General features: G+C 70.4%; 22 protein-coding genes. 13 read left to right on the forward strand and 9 right to left on the reverse strand.

Annotation, left to right across the window (positions count from 1 at the left end; all coding sequences use genetic code 11):
- Positions 1-54: 54 nt before the first annotated feature.
- The 10 genes from JNB50_RS09970 (at position 55) to JNB50_RS10015 (ending at position 13,133) form a co-directional block, all read left to right on the forward strand.
- Positions 55-1,128: an NAD(P)-dependent alcohol dehydrogenase gene (locus JNB50_RS09970; RefSeq protein ID WP_208039980.1), complete on the forward strand. Its 1,074-nt coding sequence runs from the start codon at positions 55-57 to the stop codon at positions 1,126-1,128.
- Positions 1,128-2,696 carry a sugar ABC transporter ATP-binding protein gene (locus JNB50_RS09975; RefSeq protein WP_208040043.1) on the forward strand — a complete coding sequence of 523 codons (1,569 nt, stop codon included), beginning with the start codon at positions 1,128-1,130 and terminating at the stop codon, positions 2,694-2,696. The genes JNB50_RS09970 and JNB50_RS09975 overlap by 1 nt, the downstream gene beginning before the upstream one ends.
- Positions 2,693-3,679: an ABC transporter permease gene (locus JNB50_RS09980; protein WP_208039981.1), complete on the forward strand. Its 987-nt coding sequence runs from the start codon at positions 2,693-2,695 to the stop codon at positions 3,677-3,679. The genes JNB50_RS09975 and JNB50_RS09980 overlap by 4 nt, the downstream gene beginning before the upstream one ends.
- A gap of 35 nt (positions 3,680-3,714) precedes the next feature.
- Positions 3,715-4,764: a substrate-binding domain-containing protein gene (locus tag JNB50_RS09985; protein ID WP_208039982.1), complete on the forward strand. Its 1,050-nt coding sequence runs from the start codon at positions 3,715-3,717 to the stop codon at positions 4,762-4,764.
- 311 nt (positions 4,765-5,075) lie between these two features.
- On the forward strand, positions 5,076-5,714 hold the full coding sequence (locus JNB50_RS09990; RefSeq protein WP_208039983.1) for a response regulator: 639 nt from the start codon (positions 5,076-5,078) through the stop codon (positions 5,712-5,714).
- Positions 5,711-7,420 carry a hypothetical protein gene (locus tag JNB50_RS09995; RefSeq protein ID WP_208039984.1) on the forward strand — a complete coding sequence of 570 codons (1,710 nt, stop codon included), beginning with the start codon at positions 5,711-5,713 and terminating at the stop codon, positions 7,418-7,420. The genes JNB50_RS09990 and JNB50_RS09995 overlap by 4 nt, the downstream gene beginning before the upstream one ends.
- 78 nt (positions 7,421-7,498) lie before the next feature.
- On the forward strand, positions 7,499-8,170 hold the full coding sequence (locus JNB50_RS10000; protein WP_208039985.1) for a GAP family protein: 672 nt from the start codon (positions 7,499-7,501) through the stop codon (positions 8,168-8,170).
- A 29-nt stretch (positions 8,171-8,199) separates the two neighbouring features.
- A complete protein-coding gene (locus JNB50_RS10005) occupies positions 8,200-9,780 on the forward strand; it encodes a carboxylesterase/lipase family protein (RefSeq protein ID WP_208039986.1) in 1,581 nt (526 codons plus the stop codon).
- Positions 9,781-9,811: 31 nt separating this feature from the next.
- Complete coding sequence (locus tag JNB50_RS10010) at positions 9,812-11,548, forward strand: amidohydrolase (protein ID WP_208039987.1); 1,737 nt, start codon at positions 9,812-9,814, stop codon at positions 11,546-11,548.
- A 58-nt stretch (positions 11,549-11,606) separates the two neighbouring features.
- Entirely contained in the window at positions 11,607-13,133 is a 1,527-nt protein-coding gene (locus tag JNB50_RS10015; protein WP_208039988.1) for an MFS transporter, read from the forward strand.
- A 77-nt stretch (positions 13,134-13,210) separates the two neighbouring features.
- On the opposite strand, the gene JNB50_RS10020 is transcribed toward JNB50_RS10015, so the two are convergent.
- From JNB50_RS10020 to JNB50_RS10055, 8 genes are all read right to left on the reverse strand, one after another.
- On the reverse strand, positions 13,211-14,410 hold the full coding sequence (locus JNB50_RS10020) for an AAA family ATPase (RefSeq protein ID WP_208039989.1): 1,200 nt from the start codon (positions 14,408-14,410) through the stop codon (positions 13,211-13,213).
- A 42-nt stretch (positions 14,411-14,452) separates the two neighbouring features.
- Positions 14,453-16,582, reverse strand: coding sequence for an RICIN domain-containing protein (locus JNB50_RS10025; RefSeq protein WP_208039990.1), 2,130 nt, complete (start codon positions 16,580-16,582; stop codon positions 14,453-14,455).
- Positions 16,583-16,660: 78 nt separating this feature from the next.
- On the reverse strand, positions 16,661-18,175 hold the full coding sequence (locus JNB50_RS10030) for an alpha-N-arabinofuranosidase (RefSeq protein ID WP_208039991.1): 1,515 nt from the start codon (positions 18,173-18,175) through the stop codon (positions 16,661-16,663).
- A gap of 28 nt (positions 18,176-18,203) precedes the next feature.
- Positions 18,204-19,487: a family 1 glycosylhydrolase gene (locus tag JNB50_RS10035; RefSeq protein WP_208039992.1), complete on the reverse strand. Its 1,284-nt coding sequence runs from the start codon at positions 19,485-19,487 to the stop codon at positions 18,204-18,206.
- Positions 19,484-20,374 (reverse strand): carbohydrate ABC transporter permease, encoded by an 891-nt coding sequence (locus tag JNB50_RS10040; protein ID WP_208039993.1) that lies wholly within the window; start codon positions 20,372-20,374, stop codon positions 19,484-19,486. The genes JNB50_RS10035 and JNB50_RS10040 overlap by 4 nt, the downstream gene beginning before the upstream one ends.
- Entirely contained in the window at positions 20,371-21,318 is a 948-nt protein-coding gene (locus JNB50_RS10045) for a carbohydrate ABC transporter permease (protein ID WP_208039994.1), read from the reverse strand. Before JNB50_RS10045 ends, JNB50_RS10040 begins: the two co-directional genes overlap by 4 nt.
- A 61-nt stretch (positions 21,319-21,379) precedes the next feature.
- On the reverse strand, positions 21,380-22,621 hold the full coding sequence (locus JNB50_RS10050) for an ABC transporter substrate-binding protein (RefSeq protein ID WP_208039995.1): 1,242 nt from the start codon (positions 22,619-22,621) through the stop codon (positions 21,380-21,382).
- A gap of 111 nt (positions 22,622-22,732) precedes the next feature.
- A complete protein-coding gene (locus JNB50_RS10055) occupies positions 22,733-23,767 on the reverse strand; it encodes a LacI family DNA-binding transcriptional regulator (protein WP_208039996.1) in 1,035 nt (344 codons plus the stop codon).
- 111 nt (positions 23,768-23,878) lie between these two features.
- Between JNB50_RS10055 and JNB50_RS10060 the strand changes: the two genes are divergently transcribed.
- Positions 23,879-24,112 carry a hypothetical protein gene (locus tag JNB50_RS10060; RefSeq protein ID WP_208039997.1) on the forward strand — a complete coding sequence of 78 codons (234 nt, stop codon included), beginning with the start codon at positions 23,879-23,881 and terminating at the stop codon, positions 24,110-24,112.
- Positions 24,109-24,675 carry a hypothetical protein gene (locus tag JNB50_RS10065; RefSeq protein WP_208039998.1) on the forward strand — a complete coding sequence of 189 codons (567 nt, stop codon included), beginning with the start codon at positions 24,109-24,111 and terminating at the stop codon, positions 24,673-24,675. The genes JNB50_RS10060 and JNB50_RS10065 overlap by 4 nt, the downstream gene beginning before the upstream one ends.
- A gap of 13 nt (positions 24,676-24,688) precedes the next feature.
- Here the strand turns inward: JNB50_RS10065 and JNB50_RS10070 are convergent, their stop codons facing one another.
- Positions 24,689-25,297, reverse strand: coding sequence for a GNAT family N-acetyltransferase (locus JNB50_RS10070; protein ID WP_208039999.1), 609 nt, complete (start codon positions 25,295-25,297; stop codon positions 24,689-24,691).
- Positions 25,298-25,314: 17 nt separating this feature from the next.
- Between JNB50_RS10070 and JNB50_RS10075 the strand changes: the two genes are divergently transcribed.
- Complete coding sequence (locus JNB50_RS10075) at positions 25,315-26,178, forward strand: aminoglycoside phosphotransferase family protein (protein ID WP_208040000.1); 864 nt, start codon at positions 25,315-25,317, stop codon at positions 26,176-26,178.
- Positions 26,179-26,183 lie beyond the last annotated feature (5 nt).

The raw sequence follows: 26,183 nt of genomic DNA on the forward strand, positions 1-26,183 counted from the left end.
AGTAAGCATCGGGGCTATCTTCATCAGGCCTCGAATCCGCATCGAGAGGACCGAATGACCACGTCCACCCCCGCCGAAACGCCGACCAGGATGGCCGCCAGCGTTCTCACATCGCGCCGCACCATCGAGCTGAAGGACGTGCCGATACCGCCGTTGGAACCCGACCAGGTCCTCGTGCGCATCGAGGCCGTCGGGGTCTGCGGCTCAGACACGCACTTCTATCTCGAGGGCCACATCGGCGACCTCGTGGTCGACGGACCGATCATCCTCGGACACGAATCGGCCGGCCGGATCGTGGCGGTGGGCGACGCCGTCGACCCGGATCGCCTCGGTCGGCGCGTCTCGATCGAGCCGCAGCGGCCGTGCCGCGCGTGCCGGCACTGCAAGAGCGGCGAGTACAACCTCTGCGTCGCGATGGAGTTCTACGGCGCCTATCCCGTCGAAGGCGCCTTCTCGGAGTTCGCCGTCATCCAGGACGACTTCGCGTTCGAGGTCCCCGACAACCTCAGCGCCGACGAGGCCGCGCTGATCGAGCCGGTGTCCGTCGCGGTCCACGCGTGCCGTCGAGCGCAGGTCGCCGCAGCGAGCCGGGTGTTCATCACCGGTGCCGGACCGATCGGGTTGCTGACGGCCCAGGTCGCCCTGGCCTTCGGCGCCGGCGAGGTCGTCATCAGCGACCCCGTCGAATCGCGCCGTCGATTCGCCGAGACGCTGGGCGCGATCTCGACGATCGATCCGCGGGAGACGGATCTCGACGACCTCGAACTGCACTTCGACTCGTACATCGACGCATCCGGAAACGCCCGCGCGATCCTCCAGGCGATCCCGACCCTGCGCAGAGGAGGCCGCATCGTGCTGGTCGGCATGGGAAACGACACCATCGAGCTCCCCATCGCGGTGATCCAGAACCGCGAGCTGGAACTGACCGGCACCTACCGCTACGCGAACACGTGGCCGACCGCGATCGACCTCGTGGCTCGCGGGGAGGTGGCCGTCGCGCCCCTCGTCACCGGCCACGTGGGGCTCGCCGATGTCGAGGCCGCCCTCCTGATGGCCCAGAGCGACCCGTCGTCGATCAAGACCATCGTCGTCCCCGACCGCGCCGTCGCCCACGAATCGGCCCCGTGATGGGCGCAGCGCTGAGCCGGCCGGTCGGGACACCGGCACTGACAGCAGCGGGGCTCACCAAGGCATTCGGCGGCATCCCCGTCCTCCGCGGCGTCGCCTTCGAGCTGTGGCCCGGAACCATCACCGCGATCGCCGGTGAGAACGGTGCGGGCAAGTCCACGCTGATGAAGATCATCTCCGGCCTCTACCCCGCAGACGGCGGGACCGTCTCACGCCACGGCACGGACCTGCCCGCCGGGAACGTGCAGGCGGCGATCGCCCGCGGAATCTCGATCGTCCCACAGGAGCTCGCCTCCATCCCGGAGCTGACGGTCTACGAGAACCTCTATCTGGGGCGCGAACGACGCACCCGCTTCGGCACGCTCGACCGCGCGGCCATGATCGCGGACGCATCGGCCGCGCTGCTCGAGTTCGGCCTCGGCGTCTCCCCGACCGAGCGGATGGGCAGCCTCCCCGTCGGCGTGCGACAGATCATCGAGATCATCAAGGCGACGACGCAGGGCGCAGCGGTCATCCTGCTCGACGAGCCGACGAGCGCCATCTCCGGGCGCGAGGTCGAGCAGCTGCTGCGGGTGATGCGCAACCTGCGCGACGCCGGCGTCTCCCTGCTGTTCACGACGCACAAGATGGAGGAGATCCGCGCGGTCGCCGACCGTGTGGTCGTCCTGCGCGACGGGCGGCTGATCGTCGACGAGCCGGCGCACGCGCTCACCGACGACGACATCGTCACCGCGATGATCGGGCGCGAACTCGACACCCTCTTCCCCGATCTCCCGCCGATCAGCCCCGTCACCGTGCTCGAGGTCGAGGGGCTCGCGGTCGACGGGCTCGCATCGGCCGGGTCCGACTCCACGTTCGACTTCGAGGTACGGCGCGGCGAGATCCTCGGGCTCGCCGGACTCGTCGGCGCGGGACGCACCGAACTGCTCGAAGCGCTCTTCGGGGTGCGCAGAAGGTCGGGCACCGTCCGGGTGAAGGGCGTCGCGGTGGCCGGCGGATCGCCGCAGGCGGCGATCGCGGCCGGAATGGCTCTCGTTCCCGAAGACCGCAAGGAGGCGGGCGCGGTCCTCGCGCTCAGCATCCTCGACAATGCCTCCCTTCCCCGCATCAGCGGCTTCACCCGCGGCGGGGTCATCGCGGCACGACGACGCCGGACGGCGATCCGAACCGCGATGAGCTCCGTCGCCCTGCGCAGCAACGGCCTGGGGCAGGAGGTCGGCACCCTCTCGGGCGGAAACCAGCAGAAGGTCGTCCTGGGCCGCTGGCTCACCGAGGCGGTCGATGTGCTCCTTCTCGACGAACCCACCCGTGGAGTCGACATCGGCGCACGCAGCGAGATCTACGGACTCATCGTCGAGCTCGCCGCCCGCGGAATGGCGGTCGTCATGGCGTCCTCGGACCTCCCGGAGATCCTCAGCCTCAGCCATCGGGCGCTCGTGCTCGCCGACGGCGCCGTCGCCGCCGAGCTCGACAAGGACGACCTCTCCCGTCGCGACGCGCAGGACAGGATCTTCCGCCTCGCGTCCGGCCAACTCTCGACCACCGCATCAGGAAGCACGCACCCATGACCGACACTCCTTCCCCCTCCGCCGTCCGTACGCCCCGCACCGGCCTGCTCGCGACCCTTGCCGTCCGCTACGCGATGGTGCTGGTCATGGTGGCGATCATCGTGTTCTTCGTCGTCCAGTCCAGCCGGTTCGCCACGGTCGACAACCTGATGACGATCCTCGTCGCGGCCGCTCCGTTCGCCCTCATCGCGCTCGGTCAGACGCTGGTCATCCTCACTGGCGGCATCGACCTCTCGGTCGGGTCCGTCATCGCCGCGAGCGGGATGACGGCGGCACTGGTCGCCAAGAGCTTTCCCGGCCAGCTGTGGGTCGCCGTCGCCGCGGCGGTCGCAGCGGGGCTCCTCGCCGGATGCATCAACGGCTTCGTCGTCGCCCGCCTCAACGTTCCCCCCTTCATCGCGACTCTGGGCATGATGACCCTCGCGTCGGGTGTGGCGTTCGTCATCGGAGGCGGTGCCCCGATCAACGGTCTGCCCGCCGACTTCGGCGCGATCGCGAACACCAAGGTCCTGGGCGTGACCGTCCCCGTCATCCTGATGATCGTCGGCATCCTGGCGCTGGCCTTCGCCATGAAGCGCACCTCGTACGGCCTGCGCGTCTACGCCGTCGGCGGCAACCGCCTGGCAGCGGAGATCGCGGGCGTGAAGACCAGGGGCGTCCTGTTCAGCGTCTACGCCGTCAGCGGGGTGCTGGCCGCGATCTCGGGCGTCATGCTCTCGTCACGGGTCATCTCCGGTGCCCCGACGCTCGGCCAGGGCTACGAGCTCGACGCGATCGCCGCTGTCGTCATCGGCGGGGCCAGCCTGATGGGCGGCCGCGGGACCGTCTGGGGAACCGCACTCGGGCTGCTCCTGATCCAGACGCTCAACAACGGACTCGACATCCTGATCGTCCCGGCCTACTGGCAGGACGTGATCAAGGGCGTCCTCATCGTCACCGCCGTCGCCATCGACGTCTGGGCGACCAGGCGGAAGACCCGCTGACACTCCGACCGAACCCCATAAGTAAGGAAATCACCATGAAAACGACCAGCATCCTTCGTGGCCTCGCGCTCGGCGCCGCTCTGACCACAGCCGCCGTGGGACTCACGGCGTGCTCGAGCGGGACCGGCGGCGCGGACACTCTGCGTATCGGCGTGACCGCCTACGAGATGACCTCGTTCATCACGGCAGGGAAGGAGGGCATGCAGGCCTACGCCGACGCCAACGACATCGAACTGCTCTGGAACTCGGCGAACACCGATGTGAACACCCAGGCCGGACAGGTCGACCAGTTCATCTCCGCGGGCGTCGACGCCATCGTCGTCCTCCCGGTGCAGGCCGATTCGCTCGAACCCCAGGTGAAGGCCGCGCAGGCGGCGGGCATCCCCATCTTCACCGTCAACACGCGCATCCTCAGCGACGGCCTCACGGGCAGTGTGCTCCCGGATGATGTCGACTCGGGAGTGCAGGAGGCGCAGGCCATGGTCGACCGCCTCGGCGGGTCCGGCAATGTCGTCATCCTGCAAGGACCTCTCGGCGCGTCCGGGCAGGTGGACCGCAGCACCGGAATCAAGAAGGTGCTCGATGCGAACCCCGGCATCACGGTCCTCGCCGAGGACACGGCGAACTGGAAGCGCGACGAGGCGATCAACAAGACGAAGAACTGGATCTCCGCGTTCGGCGACCGGATCGACGGCGTCATCGCCCAGAACGACGACATGGGACTCGGTGCAGTGCAGGCGCTTCGCGAGGCCGGCATGACGAATGTGCCCGTCGTCGGCGTCGACGGCATCGAAGACGGACTTCGAGCCGTTCAGAGCGGCGACTTCATCGGAACCTCACTGCAGAACGGCACCGTCGAGCTCGCCGCCGGGCTCGCCGTCGCAGCCAAGACCGCGCGTGGCGAGAAGGTGCCGACGCGGATGACGTACTTCATGCCGCAGATCACGGCCGAGAACGTCGATGCGGCATACAAGAACGTCGTCTCCGACCGTAAGGCCTTCCTCTCGAAGCTCACCACCTTGATCGATGACAACATCGCCGCCGACAACCTGTCGTATGAGGGCCTCCCGGGTCAGACCCGGTGATCCTGATGGCGTGAGCCCGCTGCACCGCGCAGCGGGCTCACGCCGCGGCCACAGCTCGTCGACAGTGTCATCCAGAGTGTCGAGGATGATTCGGGCGTATGCCGCGGGCACCTGCTCCCAGGCGAAGTGTCCCGAGTCGAGGGAGACCGGCCGAGCGTGCAGCAGTCGCGCGAGGACCGGCAGCTCGCACGTTCGGGCGGCCTTCGCCCCCGTGGAACTCCCGGGTCCCTCCCCTGTCTCGCAGGACGTTCCGTGACACCCCGCCCCTTCCCACCACAGTTTTCCTCCCCGCACTCCCTAGAGTTGACCTCGTGGGCTCTCGCTGGACTCGTCGTGTGCTCGTCGTCGAGGATCAGGGAGCGCTGCGCACCCTGGTGTGCGATCTGCTCGAACGCCACGGGTTCGAGACCGCCGCGGCCGTGGATGCCGCCGAGGCGATGCGGCGGTTCGCGGAGTTCGATCCCGATGCGCTGCTGACCGACATCGATCTGGGCACGCGTCCGACCGGGGCGGAGCTCGCCTCGATGCTGTCCGAGATCGCGCCGCACCTGGCGATCGTGTTCCTCAGCAGCTACCCGCGTGCGGCCGCCGGCGCCGCCGCGATGGGCGTCGCGCGCGCCGCCTTCATCTCCAAGCAGGACCTCGACTCGCCGGAGACGCTGGTCGACGTGCTCGATCGCGCGCTGGCGGAGCGGCCGGTGCCGGAGGCGCCCGTCGCGCCCCGCGAAGGACTCGGCGCCCTCACCCGTCACCAGCTCGAGATCCTCTCCATGATCGCGAGCGGCCGGTCGAACGAACGGATCGCCGCCGACACCGGCGCCAGCGTCCGCGCCGTCGAGCGATCGATCAGCCGCATCTTCGAGCGGTTGGGTGTCACCGGCGACCCGACCGTCAGCCCGCGGGTCGCCGCCGCCGCCATGTACATCGCGGCCTTCGGTCCGAGCCGATGAGCAGGTTCGTCGGGGAGCTCCGGAATGCCATCGGCGACGGCCGCTTCATCACGGGCTGGTCGCTGCTGGCGTCCGTCCCGCTGTCGCTGCTGCTGATGGCGCCGATCGCACCGGGCGGCGACCTGACGCGGGCTATCGGGGCGACGTCGGCGACCTGGGCGTGCTTCGCCGCCTGGCTGGTGCTCGTCGCATTCGGCGAGCGCGGGAGCCGCAGCAGGTCGGCGCGGTCGGTGATCGTGATCGCGGGCGTCGTGACCTCCGCGGCGCTCCGTCCGGCGCTCCAGGACGCCTGGGCGCACGCTTTCGGGCTGACGACCCTGCCTGGGTGGCAGCTGCCGCTGCGGAGCGCGACGAACGTCGTGGTCTGGGCGGTCACCCTCGGCGCCATCGCCGTCGTCCAGCACATGCTGCGGTCGTTGCGCGTGACCAACGCACGGCTGCGGGTGGTGGCGACGGCGATGGAGGGCTCCCGCGACCGCGCCCAAGCCTACGAAGCCGACGCGAGGAGTGCGGTTCGGACCGCCGCGGCGCAACTCCGGAACGCCGTCGACACCCTTCCCGCCTCCGCGGGGGCCGCCGAGCTGAAGGCCCTGGCCGTGCGCTTCCAGGCCGGGAGTCGTCGGCTGCAGGCCCAGGGAGCCGACCGTGCGGGCACCGTGCCCACGGCAGAGCAGGTCGGCGCAGCGCCTCCTCCGCATCCGCACCGGGTGCCGTTCCGCATCCCGCCGGTCGGCGTCGTGAGCGGCCTCTACATCGCCTGCCTGCTGCCCTATGCCCTCCGCAGCGCGAGCCCCGCTGCCCTGCTCGGCGGGCTGACCGCCGTGGCGCTCGGCGGCCTCCTCCTCGACACCGTGCCCCGCCGCCGAACGGCGATCGAGCACGGGAGCAGCTCGAGGCTGTTCCTCGGGCTCGCACCGGTGATCGGTGTCGGGCTGTCGCTGCTCGCGGCCGTGCAGGGCACCGCGCCGGCCCTCGCCGCGCTGTCGGCCGTGGCGTACGTGGGGTGCGCGGTCGGCGCCGGCCTCTGCACGGGCGCGCTGCACTCCCTGCGCCGCGAGCAGAGACGACTCTCCGGCGCGATCACGACCGCCCAGCGCGCGACGCACGAGGGCACACGGGACACGCGAGCCGGCCTCCGGCGCACGGCCGAGCTGCTGCACCGCGACGGGCAGGGGGCATGCCTCCTCGTCGGTCTGTCCGACCCGGCTCCGACCGCCGGTGACATCGCCGAACTGCGGGAGCGCCTGCGCTCGGTGATCGAACGGATGCCGTCGACCTTCGCCGCCGAATCCGACCGGCCGGCGCCCGACCCCGAGGCCGCCCTCATCGGGCTGGCAGATCTCTGGCGCCACGTCATCGACCTCCGGTTCGAGCTCACCGATGACGCGCGCGCCGCCCTGCGATCATCGCCGCGGACGGCCGACGAGGTGTACGACGTGGCAGCGGAGGGCCTGCTGAACGCCGTCAAGCACAGCACCGAGCGTCGCGCCGAGATCCTCGTCGACGTCGCGGCGACCGGTGCGGGCCCGCGGCTGCGCGTGCGGGTCACCTCGTTCGGCCCGGCCCTCGGTGCGCAGCTGCGCCCCGGGTCGCATGTCCGATCCCTCGGCGCCCGCCTGCTGGCACAGCACGATGGCGCCGTACTCGAGGCCGCATTTCCGATTCGTCGGGAGGCCGCTGTCGTGTCACCCGACCATCCGGGCTGAGGCGGAGTCCACACCCGTAGCGTCGTCGCTGAAGACCTCGGAAGCAGCGTCCGAGACGTTCGCGGCGAAAGGACCGGCGTGGCCGAGTTGCACGACCTCATCCCTCTGACGGCCGGGATGATCATCTCCCCGCTCCCCGTCGTCGCGGTCGTCGCGATCGTCCTCTCGCCGCGCGGGCGCGTGGCCGCACCCGTGTACACCGCTACGTTCACCGTGGCCTCCCTCGTGGCGATCGCGATCGGCGCCATCGGCTCGGCGAGCCTCCCCGCGTCCCGCACGAACGGCAGCCCCGTCAGCTTCGCCCTCGCGATCGTCCTCTTCGTCGCCTTCACCGCTCTCGCGATCGCGAGCTGGGTGACCCGACCGCGAGCGGGGGCGACGCCCGTCGCGCCGAAGTGGCTCGCCGCCATCGACACGATCACGCCGGCACGAGCCGCGAGCCTCGGACTGGTCATGGCGATCGTGAACACGAAGAACATCCCCCTCGATCTCAAGGGAGGGGCGCTCATCGGCGAAGCCCATCTGCCGATCGCCGCCGCCCTCGGCCTGTGCGCGGCGATCGCCGTCGCCGGCTCGCTCCTCCTGATCGTCCCGACGATCGCGGCCTCCGGCGGATCGGCGGCGACGACCCGTCGCCTCGAGCGGCTGAAGGACGACATGATCTCCCACAACTCCGAGATGATGGCCGTGCTCTTCGCCATCCTCGCCGCCAACGAGGCGGCTGCGATCGTCCACCAGCTCACGTCCTGACCGTCGAATCCCCGACCAGAGGAGCACGCATGTCGAACCCCACCGCCCCCGCCACCGAGCCGGCCGCCTGCATCGCGCACGCGCCGGCCGGATCCTTCCGCGGCAGCTCCTCGACGGGCGTGCGCTCGTGGCGCGGTATCCGCTACGCCGTCGCCCCGACCGCAGACCGGCGGTGGTGCGACCCCGTCGCCGCTCCTGCAGCGACGGAAGAGGTCGACGCGACGGCCTACGGCCCGGTCTGCCCCCAGCTCTCGAACCCCGGAGTGCCGCTCGGCGACGACGCCGTGATGGACGAGGACTGCCTGGTGCTGAACGTGTGGTCCCCGGATGCGGACGAGACGGCGACGCCTCGCCCCGTGATGGTGTGGATCCACGGCGGCGCGTACACGTTCGGTTCGTCGAGCCAGCCGCTGTTCGACGCCACCTCGCTCGTCGGGCGCGGCGACGTCGTGGTCGTGACGATCAACTACCGACTGGGCGCGTTCGGCTTCCTCGACCTGGAGGGGCTGCTTCCGGAGGGCGGCTTCGACCGCAACCTCGCTCTCAAGGACGTGCTGCTCGCCCTGCGCTGGGTACAGGACAACATCGCCGGCTTCGGCGGCGACCCCGCGCGGGTGACGGTGTTCGGGGAGTCGGCGGGCGGCGGTCTCGTCACCACGCTGCTGGCGACCCCGTCGGCCGCCGGTCTGTTCCAGCGGGCGATCGCGCAGTCCTCGCCCGCGTCGAGCATGTACGGCGTCGACCGCGCGCGCGATGTCGCCCAGCGGTTCGTCCGCGAGCTCGGGATCGATCCGGACGGAGGCGACACCACAGCGAGCGCGCTCCGCGCCGCCTCCGCCGACGACGTCGTCCGGGCCGGCATGGCCGTCTACGCGGCGGTGCCGGACGAAGCCCCCGGCACCCTCGCCTTCGCGCCGGTCGTCGACGGCGACCTGCTCCCGGAGGCCCCGGCGACGGTGCTGCGCGACGGACGCGGCCTGGCCGTCCCGCTCATGATCGGCACGAACAAGGACGAGGCGTCGCTCTTCAAGTTCATGAAGTCGCCGCTCATCCCGATCACCGACGACCGCATCCGGCAGATGTTCGCCGACATGGCCGCCGACAACCCGACGATCGCGCTGCCCTCGGAGGCCCAGGTGCGCACCGCCTACGAAGACGTTCGCCAGCGCACCGTCGGCCTCGGCATCGCACGCGACATCGGCTTCCGGATGCCGACGCTCTGGATCGCGGAGGGCCACAGCACCGTCGCCGACGTGTGGCTCTACCGCTTCGACCACGCCGCGCCCTTCCTCCGGCTGATCGGCCTGGGCGCGACGCACGCGACCGAGCTGCCCTACCTGTGGGGCAATCTGTCCGCAGGCCCCAAGGACCCGACCTTCCGGCTGGGCGGGCGCCGGGTCGCCCAGGAGATCTCCGAGCGCATGCAGGAGCGGTGGACGGCGTTCGCCCACGGCCGGAACCCGGACGCGGAGGACGCGCCGCACTGGACCCCGTACGCGGTCACCACGGGACGCGAGACTCTGGTCATCGAACGGCACGACACCGTGGTGTCCGACCTCGACGCCTCGCTGCGCGCCGCGTGGGGCGACGACGTGCTCGACTTCCACTGAACGCCCTCCCCGACTCGAGAACAGGAACCCCATGTCCGACAGCTGCGGCTCCGCCGTCCCAGCCTCCCGCGACCACCTCGCGCCGGTCATCACGTCCTCCGGAGAGGGCATCGTGCCCGCCCGGCACGGCGAAGGCCGCGCGCCGGGGCGCGTCGCCGACCTCCTGGTGCTGGGTCGGATCGCGACGGGGCGCCCCGACGCCCCCACCGCCGAGGCGATGGCGGTGTCGGCGGGCCGGATCGTCGGGATCGGCACGCGCTCCGACGTGGAGGGCCTCACCGGCCCCTCGACGACAGTCCTCGCCCCCGACGGCGTGGTCATCCCCGGTCTCATCGAGCCGCACGCCCACATCTGGGTCTCGCTGCTGACGCTGGACTGGACGGACGTCTCGCACGTCGCCTGCCCGCGCTTCGACGACGTCGTCGCCGCTCTGAAGGCCGCGGTCGGGCGCACGGCACCGGGAGAGTACCTCCTGGCCAAGCTGTTCGACCCGAGCCTCTACCCGGGCGAGCCGGCGCTCACCCGCGACATCCTCGACCGCGTCGCCAGCGACCGGCCGGTGATCGTGCTGAACGCGTCCATGCACTTCGCCTACGCCAACAGCGCTGCACTCGCCGCGGCGGGGATCACCGACGACACACCGGCACCCGTCGGCGGGACGCTGGAGAAGGTCGACGGCCGGCTCACCGGCGTCGTCGGGGAGTCGCCCGCCGTCACGATGCTGCTGGCGAACCTCCCGCGGCCGGCCGCTGCGGACGTCGCGCGCGGCATCCGGCAGCTGCTCACCTCGTTCGCCGCGCACGGGGTCACCTCGATGCGCGAGGCGATGACCGGCACGCTCGCGGGAGTGAGCGAGATCGCGCTGCTCCACCAGCTGAACGGCGCTGAGCGGCTGCCGGTGCGGGTGTCGACCGCTCAGTTCTCGACGCTCGCGGGCTGTGCGACCCCCGCCGAGGCGGCCGCCGCGTGGAAGGCGGCCGGCGTGACCCCGTTCAGCGGCGACGAGATGGTGCGCGCCGACGCGTGGAAGATCGTCGCCGACGGCTCGAACCAGGGGCGCTCCGGCTACTTCCTCCAGCCGTACCTCGGCGAGGACACGGGCGGCCACGCGAACTGGACGCCCGAGAGCCTGCGGGAGGCGATGAAAGCCGGACTCGACGACGGCTGGCAGCTGATGGTCCACACCAACGGGGACGCCGCGGTGGAGATGGCGCTGGAGGCCCTCGAGGAGCTCCTCCCCGGCACCCCGGCCGGCTCGCGCCACCGCTTCGAGCACGCGTCCGTGACCACCGACGACCAGCTGCGCCGGATGGCCGCCGCCGGCGTCTCGCCGAGCTTCCTGATGGACCACGTGCTCTACTGGGGCGCGGCCTTCCGCGACACGATCCTCGGCCGGGCGCGCGCCGAACGCCTCGACCGCGTGGCGTCGGCGTACCGCGCGGGGCTGCGGCCGAGTCTCCACTCGGACTACAACGTCACGACAGTGCAGCCGCTCCGCAGCGCGCGGACGGCGGTGCTGCGGCGGCTCGAGGCGGACGGGAGCGTTCTCGGACCCGCCGAGTGCGCGACGCCGGAGCAGGCCCTGGCCGCGATCACGACGAACGCCGCCTGGCAGCTCCACGCCGACGACCGCGGTTCGCTGCACGTTGGCGCATGCGCGGACTTCGCCGTCGTCGACGCGGATCCCTGGTCGAGCGACCCCGCCGGCTGGGATCGCATCGCGGTTCACGCGACGTACATCGACGGCGTCCTCGCTTTCCAGGCGTGACCCCGCCCACCACCCCGCGCACGCGACTCCGGCAGCGCTCCCGAGAGGAACTCCCCCGATGAACACCGCCGTCACGACCACCGCCGCCCGGAGCCGGGCGCTCTCCGCACTCGGCATCCCGCTCCTCGGCGTGCTCGCCGCCATCCAGGGCTCCGCGCCCAACATCGCGGCGACGGCGCTCGTCGGCGCGAGTCGCGGCCTCGACATGGTCGGCGGCGACCAGGCACTCGCCGCCTCCATGCAGACCCTCGCCATCGCCGCGTCGGTGATCACGACCGGGCTGCTGGCCGACCGCATCGGGCGCAGGAGGATGCTGGTGATCGCCCTGCTGGTGGCGATCGCGGGACAGCTGCTCGTGGCTGCAGCGCCGTCGACGATCGTGTACATCGCCGGTCAGGCGGTCTCCGGTGTCGGGCTCGGCGCGGTGTACGCGGCCGCGTTCGCGTACATCCAGGTGCTGGCCGCACCCGGGCGCCTGCCCGCGGCGGTGGCCACCTTCGCCGCCGTCGCCGGCGCCTCGTCCGTCGTCTTCACCTTCGCCGGAGGTCTGCTCGCGAGTGCCGACTGGCGGCTCGCGTTCGTGCTCGTCCCGGTCCTCTCCGCCCTCAGCGCCGTCGCCGTCTTCGCCCTCCTGCCGGCCGTGCCGCCCTCGCTCACCGAGAAGCGGGACGTCTGGGGCCAGCTGCTCCTCACCGCGGGGATGGTGGTCTTCCTCTACGGCGTCTCCCAGCTCGCGACCTCGCTGACCGATCCGCTGACCTGGGGCGTCATGGCGATCGGCGCCATCCTCCTCGCCGGTTTCGTGTGGTCGCAGACGCGCGTCGCCCATCCGTTCTTCCCGGTCGGGCTGTTCCGCCGGCCGCTGTTCCTGGCGGCGCTCTGCGCCGGGTTCGTGTTCAACTTCAGCGTCGCTGCCTCGTTCCTGCAGCTGACCAACCTCTGGCAGTACGTGCTGGGACTCGCCCCCAGTGCCGTCGCCCTCTGGCAGCTCCCGATCACGCTCACCTCCATCGTCGGTGCGATCCTCCTGGGACGTCTGATGACCAAGGGGATGAGCGACCAGACCTCCCTGCTGCTCGGCGGCCTCCTGTCGGCCGTGGGCTTCGTCGCCGCCGCTCTGGCACGCGAGTCGGACAGCCCGCTCGCCTTCGTGCCCGCCGGCATCCTGATCGCGCTCGGCGTCACCGCCGCTGCGCTGCCGTACGGCACCCTGATCCTCAGCGAGGCGCCCGCGGAGTTCTACGGGCCGGTGACGAGTTCGCGCACGACCTTCGGGCAACTGTTCTACTCGCTCGGCACGGCGCTCTCGACGGTCGTCGTGACGCAGCTGACGGTGCACGGGATCGTCGGCCGGCTCAACGCCGGAATGACCGAGTCGGAGGTCGCCGCCGCGCTGAAGAGCGTGGGCACGTACGCGAAAGACGGGGTGCGACCGGACCCCGTCGTCTTCGACGCCGCCGTCGCCGCCTACCGTGACGGATTCGGCATCCTGATGATCTCGATCGCCGTGATCTCGGTCGTCGTCGGCATCGTCGGATCCCGCCTGATCGCACGCGGGCGACGTGCGGGCGTCCCCGCCGAATAGGCCGACCAGACATTCGTGACGAATCGCGACATTCGTGGCACGAATGTGGGGATTCGTGACGAATCGGCGCAGGACAGCTAGCGGCTCGGCCAGTGCCAGGTCGGGCGGTCCAGGAGGCCCTCCTGTCCCCGCACGGTCGTCTCGCCGAAGCTCTTCTCGAGCTCCACGCGCGTCAGGTCGGCCGACGCGCCCGCCCGGTCGGCTGCCGCGGCGATGGCGTCGAGCAGGAGGGCGGAGTGCGTCACGACGACGGTCTGCGCGGCTCGGGAGGCGTCCACGATCAGCGAGCCCAGGGCTGGCAGCAGTTCCGGGTGCAGGCTCGTCTCCGGTTCGTTGACGACCAGGAGTCTCGGCGGGCGCGGAGACAGCAGCGCGGCGGCGAGGAGCAGGAAGCGCAGTGTGCCGTCCGACAGCTCCGCGCCGCCGAGCGGTCGTAACAGGCCGTGCTGGCGCACCCCGATGGAGAACTGCGCCCCGTCGACGACGACCTCGACCCTGCTGCCGGGGAACGCCTCCTCGACCGCCCGGTCGAACGCGTCGCCGCCGCCCAGCTCGCGAATGGTCTGTACGGCCGCGGCGACATCCGAGCCGTCTGCCGTCAAGACAGGCGTGCGCGTGCCCAGCTGCGGGAGGCGAGCGGGCGCCGCGGGATCCGTGCGGAAGTGGTCGTAGAACCGCCACGCGCGCAGCTGCTCCCGCATCCGCAGCACCTCCGGCGCACGGACGGGATCGACCACCTCGGTGAGGATGCTCTCGAACGGCCGGAGCGGCCTGCCCAGCTCGGACCAGCCTCCGTCGTCGCCGCGGACACGCACGTGCGCACCGTGCCGGTCGACCGCGAGCGCCGACGGCCGGGGCGCCTCCCCCGTCCAGATCGTCTCCACCTTCAGCTCGGGATCGCGGCCGAAAGCAGAGACGCTCTTCTGCGGGAGGCCGAGATCGAGCGCGTAGCCGAGGCCTGTGCCGTCGTCGTCGAGTTGCACGCCGAGCCGCAGGGCGACGGGCCCGCGACGGACGACGCCCTGCACTGCGTGCGCGCCGTCCCGCACGGCGCGACCGATCTGCTCGGGGCCGGCCCAGAGGGTCGAGTCGAGCCCGCCCTCCCGCGCGACCGCCACGACGACCTCGTCGCGACCGCACGCCGCGAGGAGTCGCAGCGCACGGTACAGCGACGACTTGCCGACACCGTTGGCCCCGGTCACGACCGTCAGCCGGCCGAGCGGAAGAACGAGGTCGCGGAGCGACCGGTAACCGGAGACGGCGACGGTGGAGATCATTCCGGGATGGTATCGGTCGCCACCGTCACCGCGCCGATCCTGCTACTGGATCCCCTCCCGCACGAACTGCCACTGCTGGTTGGCCGCCCCGGTCGACGGGTTCTGCTGCGCCGCGGCGCCGTTGGCGGTCGAGGAACCCGCGATCTCGAGCACCTTTCCGCTGTTGGCGTTGGTCAGCGTCCACCACCCGCCGCTGGTCGTCAGATTCCAGTTCTGGGTGGCGTTGCCGGTCGGGCCCCACTGGCCGGCCTGCACGTTGTCGCCGGTCTGCGCCCCCGGGATCTCCAGGAGCTTTCCGCTGTTGTCGTTGTACAGCTGCGTGCTCCCCGTCACCGGATGGACGTTCCAGATCTGGCAGGCGTTGGCGGTGTCGCCCCACTGCTGCGCGAGCGCCCCGTCCGTCAGCTGCGCCGACGCGATCTCCAGCAGCTTGCCGCTGGCGCGGTTCACGATCCGGAACTGCGAGTCGAGCTGCGTGCTCGCCTGGTACACCTGCAGCTGGTCGAGCTCCGCGTACGACGTGCCCTTGGTGAAGGCGACCGTGTTCGTGCCCGCGCTCAGCGTCACGGTCTTCTGCGCCCAGCCGAAACGTCCCCAGTCGACGGTGGCGGGATAGCTGATCGACGTCGCCGTCCCTCCGTTGACGGAGACGTTGTGGGTGCTCGCGCCGCCCGTGCCGTTGTCGTAGCGCACGTTGAGGGTGTACGACCCGGCCGAGGGCACACGCACGGTGAAGGTGACAGCGCTCGTCGCCAGGTTGATGTTCCCGACCTTGCCGCCGTTGGCGGCGTTCACGTCGGTCACCAGCGAGGTGTCGGAGGTGCGTGCAGCCTTCTCGGCTTCGTACTGCTGGGCGTCCAACGGGATCGACCCGACCCGGATGTCGTTGTAGGTCGTCGCAGCGTTCTCGACGTTCGTGGCCTGGTAGAGGGTCCGGCCGTCGACGCTGTAGTCGATGCTCTGCGCGAACCCGGAGAATGTGCCGCCGGCGGAGTCGGTCGAGTCGTAGGTCACCGCCATCGGCAGGCGCTCCCAGGGCCCGGCGCCGAGGTTGTAGTTGACGTAGAAGTCCTCGCCACCGCTGATGTTGCCCGAGGCGTCGAGTCCCCATTTGGAGGCGACAACGACCATGCCCTTCGGGCCGCCGGTGGGCACCCACTTGACGTACGGCGACGAGCCGATCCCTCGGCCGTTCGCCAGCGTGATCTGCGTTCCGATGCTCGTGGTCGGAGACCAGGTCACCCCGTCCGGCGAGATCTTGAAGTACACGGGCGCCGTGTTGTTGGACTGGCTCGGCCGGTTGACGACCTCGAACGTGGCGAGGTAGCGCCCGTCGGGGAGCTTGGTGACGGTGATCATCCCCGGCCGGTCGCTGCTGTTCGTCGGCGCCGCGACGTTCCCCTCAGCGCCCCAGGTCAGGCCGCCATCGCTGGACTCCCGGTACGACACGGCCTGCAGCACGCCGTTCGCCTTCTGCCGCTCGTCGGAGAAGTAGGCGGCGAGCTTGCCGTTGCCGTCGACGATGAGCGACGGCTCCCACACCGTGGTGGTGGTGGACGTCGGGGTCGGGTCGTAGGTCGCGGGGCCGCCGGTGTCGATGGTGCTCAGGTACGACCAGCTGGCGCCGTGGTCCGCGCTCTTGTAGACGACGAGCCTGCTGCTCGACCGGTCCGTCGGCATGATCATCCCGGAGAGCAGGATCGTGCCCGCCGGCAGACTCCCGACCTGCTGCGGCAGCTCGTAGAGGAACGGCTGGGCGGTGCGCGCGAGGGTCGGGAAGTCGTTGTTCGGCACGACGTCGGTCAGGTGGCTCCAGGTGGCGCCGTCGTCGGTGCTCCGGTAGATGGGGTACACCTGCTTGCCGTTGACCAGGACGAGCTGGTCGAAGGTGACCAGCTGCGTGCCGTTTGACGACCCGCTGTACTTGAGGACGATGTTCTTGGCGTACGTCGTGCCGGCGGCGCGACCTCCCTCCGGGTTGAACGACGTGCCGGCGGCCGGCGAGTACACCAGCGCCCCGTTCCCCGTCGTGACCGCTTCAGCGGGAGCCGCCACGATCGCCGCGGCGACGAGGGCGCCCGCGGCGGCGACGGCCGCCGCGAGCGTTCGGAGGCGCCTGCGCCGGGACGGACGCGAGCTCCGCGGAGCCGACGTGGTGCGTGATGGAAGCATCTTCGTTCCCTTTCTCACTGCCGACCCGCGCGCGGGCGCGCACGGGCTGTCACGACGCCGGGTCGTCGTCACGATGGGTCAGCCCAGGAGCACCTCTGTCCACGAGACGGCGGGCAGCTCCAGTCGGAGGGTGTCGCCGTCCCTGACCACCGAGAGGTCGGCCGGCGCGACGCGCTCCGGGTCGTCGAGCGTGTTGGCCGCTTCGACGTCCGGATCGGACAGCGTGCGTGCGGTCACCCGCAGCTCGCGGCCCTCCGCGCCGAGCGCTGCGAGGTCGATCACGAGCTCGGTCGGGGCGTCGACCGCGCGGTTGACCGCGTAGACCGCGTAGCGTCCCGCTTCCTCGTCGCGGGTCGCCACGGCATCCACCAGCGGCACGTCCCCGAATCGCTCGGTCGGGTAGGTGCCGGAGACGAGGTCGACGTCGAGCGCGACCCCGCGCCCGTGCGCCGACGTCGCGGCGAACGGGAAGAACGTCGTCTGCCTCCAGGCCGGGCCGCCCGGTTCGGTCATGATCGGGGCGATCACGTTCACCAGCTGGGCGAGGGAAGCGCTGGTGACCCGGTCCGCGTGCTTCAGCATCGTGATCAGGAGGCTGCCGAAGACGACAGCGTCGGCCACAGTGTAGACGTCCTCCAGCAGTCGCGGGGCGATCGGCCAGTTGTCGGTCCCCGTGATCCTGTCGACGTTCTCGAAGCGGGTGTTGTACCAGATGTTCCACTCGTCGAACGAGATGTCGATGCGCTTGTCGCTGCCGCGCACGGCCTTCACGTGGTCGGCCGTGGCGACGACGCTGCGGATGAAGTGGTCCATGTCGACGCCGGAGGCGAGGAAGGAGCCCAGGTCGCCGGTGTTCTCGTAGTAGGCGTGGCAGGAGATGTAGTCGACGAGCTCGTACGTCTCGGTCAGGGTGGTCCGCTCCCATTCGCCGAAGGTCGGCATCGACGAGCTCGACGAGCCGCAGACGACCAGCTCGAGGTCGGGGTCGTACGCCTTCATCGCGCCGGCCGTCTTCGCCGCCAGCCGCCCGTACTCCTCGGCGGAGCTGTGGCCCAGCTGCCAGGGGCCGTCCATCTCGTTGCCGAGGCACCAGATCCGCACGTCGAACGGCTCGCTGCGTCCGTTGGCGATGCGCTTCTCGGAGAGCGCCGTCCCTCCGCGGTGGTTCGCGTACTCGAGCAGGTCGAGCGCCTCCTGCACGCCCCGGGTGCCGAGATTGACCGCGAGCATGAGCTCGCTGCCCACCTTGTCCAGCCACGACTGGAACTCGTGCAGCCCCACCTCGTTGGTCTCTGTCGTGTGCCAGGCGAGATCGAGCCGCGGCGGCCGCTGGTCGCGCGGGCCGACCGAGTCCTCCCACCGGAACCCCGAGACGAAGTTGCCGCCGGGATACCGGATCGCCGAGACGCCGAGCTCCTTCACCAGGTCGATGACGTCAGTCCGGAAGCCCTCCGCGTCGGCCGAGGGGTGCCCCGGCTCGTAGATGCCGTCGTAGACAGCGCGTCCCAGGTGCTCGACGAACGAGCCGTAGAGGCGCGGATTGATGGCGCCGATCGTCGCGGCGGGCTGGAGGGTGAGTCGTGCTGAGTGCATGTGATTCTTCCGGTGTCGTCGTTCTGGGTCAGGATCCGGCGAGCGCAGCCAGGCGGCTGCTGTGCGCGCGATAGCGGTCGGCGACGGGGTTCGCGACGCGCAGGAGGCCGTCGGCGGACTCCACGAGGTCGTGCAGCCCCATCGTCAGCAGATGGTCGGAGCGCGGATTCGCACTGTGCCGCCAGGTCCACTCGTACATGTCGAAGAGCGGCCACCAGGTGTACCCGACGACGGGCGCGCCCTCGGAGCGCATCCGTTCCACGAGCGCGATCGACTGGTCGAGCCACGCGATGCGCTCCTCGACGCCGCCCGTCACGCAGGTCTCGGTGACCGTGACCGGCGCGCCGTAGCGGGCGGCGAACGCCGTCAGCGCCTCGCGCAGCCCCTCGGCGCCGCGATCGACGCTCGGCCGCGGGTCGGCGAAGCCGCCGCCGTGGTGCACACCCGCCTCGAACAGCTCCGTCGAATGCCGGGGGTAGTAGTTGACCCCCATCACGTCCGGCTGCACGGCGTTGTCACGGAACCACTGCAGTTCCCGGTCCGGGACGGCCGGCGCGACGCGGTCGAGCAGCGGGTGCTCCGCATCGACCCGGCCGGTGACGAGGTCTTCGACGAGGTGCACCTGATGCCGGAGCCGCTCGGCCTCCTCCCGATGCTCCGGTGCAGTGTCGTCGCCGATGAAGCTCATCGCCGCGTCCACGTGGACGAAGGTCGCCGCCGCCCCTACGCGGTCGGCGAGCGCGCGCTGGCTGCGCACGAAGCCGCGCGCCAGGTTGGCGGCGATGATGGCGAAGCCTTCGGCTCCGGTCAGATAGGGCGGCCAGTAGCCGTACTCCCCCGAGAACAGCGCGTGGATCACCGGCTCGTTGACGGGGGTGTAGTCGAACACCCGGTCGCCGTAGCGCTCGCCGAATCGTGCCGCGTACTCCTCGACGTGGTGCGGGTAGTCCGGGTTGGCGAACTCCGCGTCCAGCCACAGCGGGGTGCCGTAGTGCAGGAGGTCGATGATCGGGCGCAGCCCGGCGGCCAGCTGGGCGTCGACGGCGCGGTCGGTCCAGTCCCAGTCCCAGCGGCCCGGTTCGGGAGCGACGCGGTACCACGGCACGCCCCAGCGCAGGAACTCGGCGCCGACACCGGCGGCGAGCGCGAAGTCGCCGGCGAACCGCTCGTAGTGCTCTGTCAGCTCGTACTCGTCGATCGCGCGCTCCGCCGGACGTGTCCCCTCGCCCGGCCTCGACTGCGGCACGAAGGTGTCCTCGATGCCGAGCCCGAGGTGGAGGCGACCGTCCTCGAACCAGCGCGGCGCCGTCACTTCAGCCCCGTCGTCGCGACGGACTCGATGAAGCGCCGCTGCATGATCAGGAACATGATCGCGAGCGGGAGCACCGCGATCAGCGATCCGGCCATCATCGTGCCGTAGGGGATGATGCCGCTCGGCCCGGTCAGCAGCGTCAGCCCCGACGTGATCGTCCCCATCTCCGGCGACGTCGTGAACACCAGGGGCCAGAGCAGGTCGTTCCAGTTGTTCACGAAGGTGAAGATGGCGAGGGTGAGGAGGGCCGGCACGGCGTTCGGGAGCACGATGCTGCGGAAGATGCGGAACTCGCCTGCCCCGTCGATCCGTGCCGCATTGTCGAGGTCGCGCGGCAGCGAGATGAAGAACTGGCGGAGGAAGAAGATCCCGAACGCATCGGCAGCACGCGGGATGATCAGCCCGGCGAACGTGTTCACCCAGCCGAGCTGCGCCACCAGCTGGTAGACGGGAATCAGCGTCGCCTGGAACGGGATCATCAGGCTGGCCACGATCACGATCAGCAGCACGCGGCTGCCCCGGAAGTCGATCCGGGCGAGTGCGTAGGCGGCGAGTGAGTCGAACACGAGCGCGAAGACGGTCACACCGCCGGCGAAGACGAGGCTGTTGACGAACAACCGGCCGAACGGGAGGTCGTTGAAGATCTTCGCGAAGTTGTCGAGCGTCCAGGCGCCGGGCAGCAGGGTCGGCGGGAAGGCGTTGATCTCGGCAGCCGGCTTGAAGGCGGTCAGCACGATCACGATGACGGGAAGAAGCACGATCGCGGTCAGCACGAGGACGGCGGCGAACAGCAGCCACCGTTCGGCTCTGCGCCCGATCCGGAGGCGCGAGCGACCGGGCGCCGTGCGCGGCGGCGTCGCGGTGCGCTGGGCGGCGGTGGTCGTCATGCGATGTCCTTCTCGCGTCGTCCGAAGAAGCGGAACTGGATGAGGCTGAGGAGCAGGGTCGCCGCCAGCAGCACGTAGGAGAGGGCGGTCGCACCGCCGAGATCGAGCTTCTTGAAGCCCTCCTGGTAGATCTCCATCACGACGGTCTGCGTCGAGCGGTACGGGCCGCCTCCCGTCATCACGTAGATCTGGTCGAACGCCTGGAGCGCGGCGATCATCGCGAACACCACCACGAACGCCAGGGTGTTGCTCAGCTGCGGCAGCGTCACGCTGATGAAGCGGCGCCAGGCGCCTGCCCCGTCGATCTTCGCCGCCTCGTAGAGCGACTCCGGGATCTCCTGCAGCCCGGCGATGAAGATCACCATGTAGAAGCCGAAGTTCTTCCAGATCGCGACCAGGACGACCGTCGGCATCGCGAGCACGGGGTCCTGGAGCACGTTGCCCAGCTGGATGCCGACGCCGCGGAGCCAGTAGTTCACGAGGCCGACCTGGGGGTCCAGGAGGTAGCTCCAGGCGAAGGCGGCGACCGCGAGGGAGACCACGAACGGCAGGAACAGCGCGGTGCGGAAGAAGCCTCGGGCGATCAGGCGCCGGTTGCCGAGCAGGAGCGCGAGCAGCAGCGCGGCGATCAGCGCCGTCGGCGTGAACAGCACCGTGTAGAGCGCGGTGTTGCCCAGCGTGGCGAGGATCTGCGGGTCGGTGAAGATCCGCGCGTAGTTGTCGAGCCCGACCCAGCTCTCCGCGCCGAATCCACTCGCGTTCGTGAACGAGAGCCGGAGCGCCGACAGCATCGGCCAGCCGACGAAGGCGATGAGGATGACGAGCGCGGGCAGGAGGAACAGGAGCGCCATCGGCGCCCGGCTCCTGGCCGTCCTCGGCCTGCCGCCGAGGGGCGCAGGCGGCCGGTAGGCGCGCCGTGGGCGGTTGCGGGTGAGACTGGTCATGGTGTCTTTCGAGACGAGGCGGGCCGCCGTCCGCCTGGATGGTCGACGGCCCGCCGATGGATCACTTGCCGAGCGCCTGCTGCACCTTCGTCGATGCGTCCTTCAGGAGCTGGGCGGGGTCGCCGCCTGTCAACGCCTTCTGGGTGGCCTCGTCGACGGCGGAGAGCACATCCGTGCTGTTGGCCACGCCGGGCAGCAGCGGCCGGGCGTCGCCGGCGATCTTCGTCAGAGCCTCCACCACGGGGTTGGCGGACACGGCCGACGCGGGGATGTCGGTCCGCAGCGGGGGCCAGCCGGAGCCGAGCGACCACTTCGTGGCGACTTCCTTCGTGAAGAAGTAGTCGAAGAACTTCTTCGCAGCGGCCTGCTTGGCCGGGTCGGCCTGAGCCGTGACCGCAGCCGAGATGCCGATGGCGGACGAGGCGGACGCCTTGGGGCCGGCGGGGATGCCCGCGATGCCGTAGTCGATCTTGTTCGCCTCGGCGACGCCGGCCATCCACGGGCCGCCGATCTCCATGGCCGCCTTGCCGGAGGAGAACAGCTTGTCGGAGGCGACGCCGTCGAGCCCGGTCGGCGAGATCTTGTCGTCGATCACGGCCTTCGACCAGTAGCTCAGCGTCTCCTCGTTGGCCTTCGAGTCGACGACCGACTTGGAGCCGCTCACGATCTCTCCGCCGTTGCCGTAGAAGAGGCTGGCCCAGACCCCGTTGCCGACGGTGGCGTGGTCGGGGAGGGCCAGGCCGTACTGACCGGTGGAGGGGTCGGTGAGCTTCTTGGCATCGGCGACCCACTCGTCCCAGGTCGTCGGGAAGGTGGTGATGCCGGCCTTCTCGAACAGCGTCTTGTTGTAGATCACCGAAAGCGGGACGAATCCGGTCGGCACACCGTAGTAGGCGCCGTCGACCTTCTCCATCTCGACGGCGCGCGGGTTGAGGTTGGCGTTCTTGACGTCGCCCGCGTAGAAGTCGTCGAGCTTGGCGAACGCGCCCTTGGTCGCGTAGACCGGGAGGGTCTCCGCGGGCACGGCGACGATGTCGGGCCCCTTCTTGGCGGAGAGCGCGGGGAGCAGGGTGTCGCCGATGACGGCCCAGGTCTTGGTCGTGGTGGTGATGGTGATGTTCTTCTGCGACTTGTTGAAGTCGTCGACGATCGCGTCCAGGACCTTGCCGTCGGCTTCGGTGTACCCGTGCCAGAACGTGAGATCGACGTGGCCGCTGGACGGTGCCGCGCCGCTTCCGGAGCAGCCCGCGAGCGCGACGGCCGCGCCGGCCGCGAGCGCGACGGCTGCGATGAGTTTCTTCATTGAATGCCTCTCGACGTTGACCGGCTCCGTGCCGACCTCGTTTTTTACAACGTTGGAATTCCAACGTTGTATCGGATTATAGGATCATCGGTTTCCGGAAGTCAATCGCCGTTACGCGGCCGATATCGAGGCGGTCGCGCTCGACGATTCGCGAACGACGGTGGTGAACGGCACCTCGATCATCCGGGGCGCGCCGACCTCCCCGTTGCGGTCGCCGATGCGCTCGATCAGGGCGTCGACCGCCCGCTGCGCGATGCTCGAACGACCCGGATCGATGGTGCTGAGACTCGGCATGGCGAACTGGCCCTCGATCACGTTGTCGAAGCCGATGACCGCCACGTCCTCCGGCACGCGGACGCCCTCCTGGTTCAGCACGCGCAACGCGCCCAGCGCGAGTTCGTCGTTCAGGGCGAAGATCGCGTCGAACGGAACTCCCGAATCCAGGAGCTCCTGCGTGGCCGCTGCGCCGTCGGTTCGATGCCACCCTTCGCGGAACACGACAAGCTCGTCCCCGAGATCGAGACCGTGGTCCTTCAGCGCCGCACGGTAGCCCTCGAGGCGGAGGGAGGCCGAGCCCACCCGCTCGGCCACGTGGGCGCCGAGCGCCGCGATGCGGGTGCGGCCGGATGCGATGAGATGCTCCGTCGCCGCGTAGCCACCCTCCACGTTCTGCATGACGACGTGATCGGTCGGTCCGCCGAAGATCCGCTCACCCAGCAGGACCAACGGGTAGTCGACGTTCAGCGCGTCCACGTCGTCCATCGACATCCCGAGCGGCGAGAACATGAGGCCGTCGAGCATCGACAGCCGCGAACCGCGCAGCAACTCGAGCTCGGCCTCGCGGTCGCCGCCGGTCTGTTCGATCAGTGTGACGAAGCCGAGCCGCCGGGAAGCCTCCAGCACCGCGTCGGCCAGTTCGGCGAAATAGCTGAAGCTGAGCGAGGGAACGGCCAGGCCGATCACGCCGGTCCGTCCCGCGCGGAGGTTGCGCGCCGCGAGATTCGGCTGGTAGCCGAGCTCCTCGATCGCGGCGAGCACCTTCACGCGCGTCGCGGCCTTCACGAAGTCGTAGCCGTTGACGACATTGGAGACCGTCTTCACCGACACACCGGCGGCGCCGGCGACATCCTTGAGCGTCGCGACCATGAGACCCCCTCGTTCCACGCAGATTTACAACGTTGATAGCATCGCACAGTCCGTGCACTCCGTCGGTGGATGCCCAGCGGGGCATGTTAGATATGTTCCGTGACCGGGAAGATGTTCAGCCAGCTCTGCGCCACCCTCGTGTTGGCGGGGGTGACGGTGCTGATCGGCCGTTCCATGCACGACCCGGCGACGATCGTGCTGTTCGCCGTGGGAGTGCTCGTCACGATCCTCTCGGCCTTCCGCGTGCGTTCGCTGCGAGCGCGGTCGCAGGCCGAACGCGCCAGACGTGTCCCCCAAAATGCCGCTACCGACGAAAAGGGTGATCCGTCAGGCTCGAACCGATGAGCAGGCAGCAGGGATCCCAGGTCGAGACGGACGTGACGCCGGTCGTGGTGCTGCGGCCCTACCGCGATCTCTTCGTCCGGGGTCTCACCGCCATCTTCGCGCTGACCACCCCGGTCTTCGCCGTGCTCTACTGGCTCACCATCCCGGACGGCGACTGGACCATCGTCCTCGGTGCGCACGTCCTCGTCGTCATCGCGACGATCGTCGGCGTCTACGGGTTCTTCAGCGCCACGATCTCCCTGCGCCCCGACGGTGTGCGGGAGCGCGGGTTCTTCGGCCACACGCGGCTCGTGCGCCCGGTCGACGTGCGCTCCATCGTGCTGGTGCGGATCTACGACGGCAGCACCCTCGACACCCTCCCGCAGCTCTTCGTCACGGGCCATGACGGCCGGGTGCTGTTGCGGATGCGCGGCCAGTTCTGGTCGGCGGAGGACATCGAGCGCGTCGCCGAAGAGCTCGACCGGCCGGTGACGCGCGCAGAGGACTTCATGACGATGACCCAGCTGCGCCGCACGTCCCCCGAGCTGCTGTACTGGTTCGAGCGGCTGCCGCGGTTGCGGTAGGCCGGGCGCCCGCTCAGAGCTCCGTGTCGGTCGCGATGCCCAGCACCGGCGCTTCCGGACTGCTCGACGGCAGCTCGTGGAAGCCGAGCCGATCGTAGAACGCCATCGCGGAGGTGTTGGCGGACGAGACCCGCAGGTACATCCCTGGCACTCCCCGCGCGCGCAGCGCCTCCAGCTGTGCGCGGATCAGCCTGCGGCCGAAACCTTGCCGCTGCAGCTCGGGGAGCAGGTCGATGTGCAGGTGCGCCGGGTAGCGGTCGACCTCCGGAACGATGCTTCCGCGCGGGTCGAGGCCCCAGCCGATGACCTCGCGCTCCGCGTCGTTCGGGGCGGCGTCGAGCGGATGGGCCGTGCGGAACCGGGGCAACCAGTTGTCGTCGTACCAGCGGGCGAAGGCCAGGCTGTCCTCGACGGCGACGGCGTAACCGGCCACCCGCTCGCCGGTGTCGACCATCAGGGCGAGGTCGGGTCGGAAGGCGACGTAGGGGCCGGCGAAGATGTCGGGAAGCAGCGTGTCGTCGGAGTACAGGCCCGTCGCGTCCGCACCGGCGTCACCCGTGCGCAGGCACACGTCGTAGACGTCGTCGTGGTCGGTCGGTCGGTACGGGCGGATCGAGCTCACCGTGAAAGTATGGCAGGGTGACTTCCCCCGGCGCCGACGACCCGGACGCCGTACTGGCGCCGTGGCGGTCGCGCTGGGGGCTCGTGCCGGACGGCGATGCGTTCGCGACTCCGTCGAGTGTGCTGCAGCCTGTGCTCAGGGACGGCGTGCCCGCGTACCTCAAGCTGGCGACCGTCGCGGAGGAGGCCGCGGGCGGCCGGGTGCTGCGCTGGTGGGCGGGCCGCGGCGCGGCGGCGGTGCTCGCAGCGGACGGCGATGCCCTGGTGCTCGAACGCGCCGGCGGCGACCGCGACCTGGCTGCGCTCGCGGCCTCCGGTACCCACGGTGACGAGACGGCGACCCGCATCCTGTGTCGGGCGGCGGTGCGCCTCCACGCCGTCGACGACCTCCCCAGGCCCGAAGGCCTCGTCGGGCTGCGGCGGTGGTTCGTCGAGCTGTTCGAGCACGCCGCCGCGCATCCGACCGATCGTGGTGGGCTGTTCGCACGCGCCGCGATCGAGGCGCAGGCGCTGCTCGCCGAGCGCGCGGCCGACGTCGTGCTGCACGGCGACCTCCACCACGGCAACGTCCTCGACTTCGGCGACGCCGAGAGCGGCGGACGCGGCTGGCTCGCCATCGACCCGAAGCACATCCACGGCGATCCGGCGTTCGACTTCGCCAACATCCTCTGCAATCCCGATCGGGAGATCGCGCACGCGCCCGGGCGACTCGAGCGCACGGTGAGCATCATCGCCGACGAGACCGGGATCGACGAGCGGCGGATGCTGCGCTGGACGCTCGCCTGGGCGGGGCTGTCGGCGGCGTGGTCGGAGCGGAGCGGCGGCGACGCGGAGATCGCGGTCGGGGTGGGCGAGCGCGCCCGGCGCGCCGTGGACGGCTGAGCCCG

Source organism: Leifsonia sp. TF02-11, assembly GCF_017565305.1.
GTDB lineage: Bacteria > Actinomycetota > Actinomycetes > Actinomycetales > Microbacteriaceae > Leifsonia.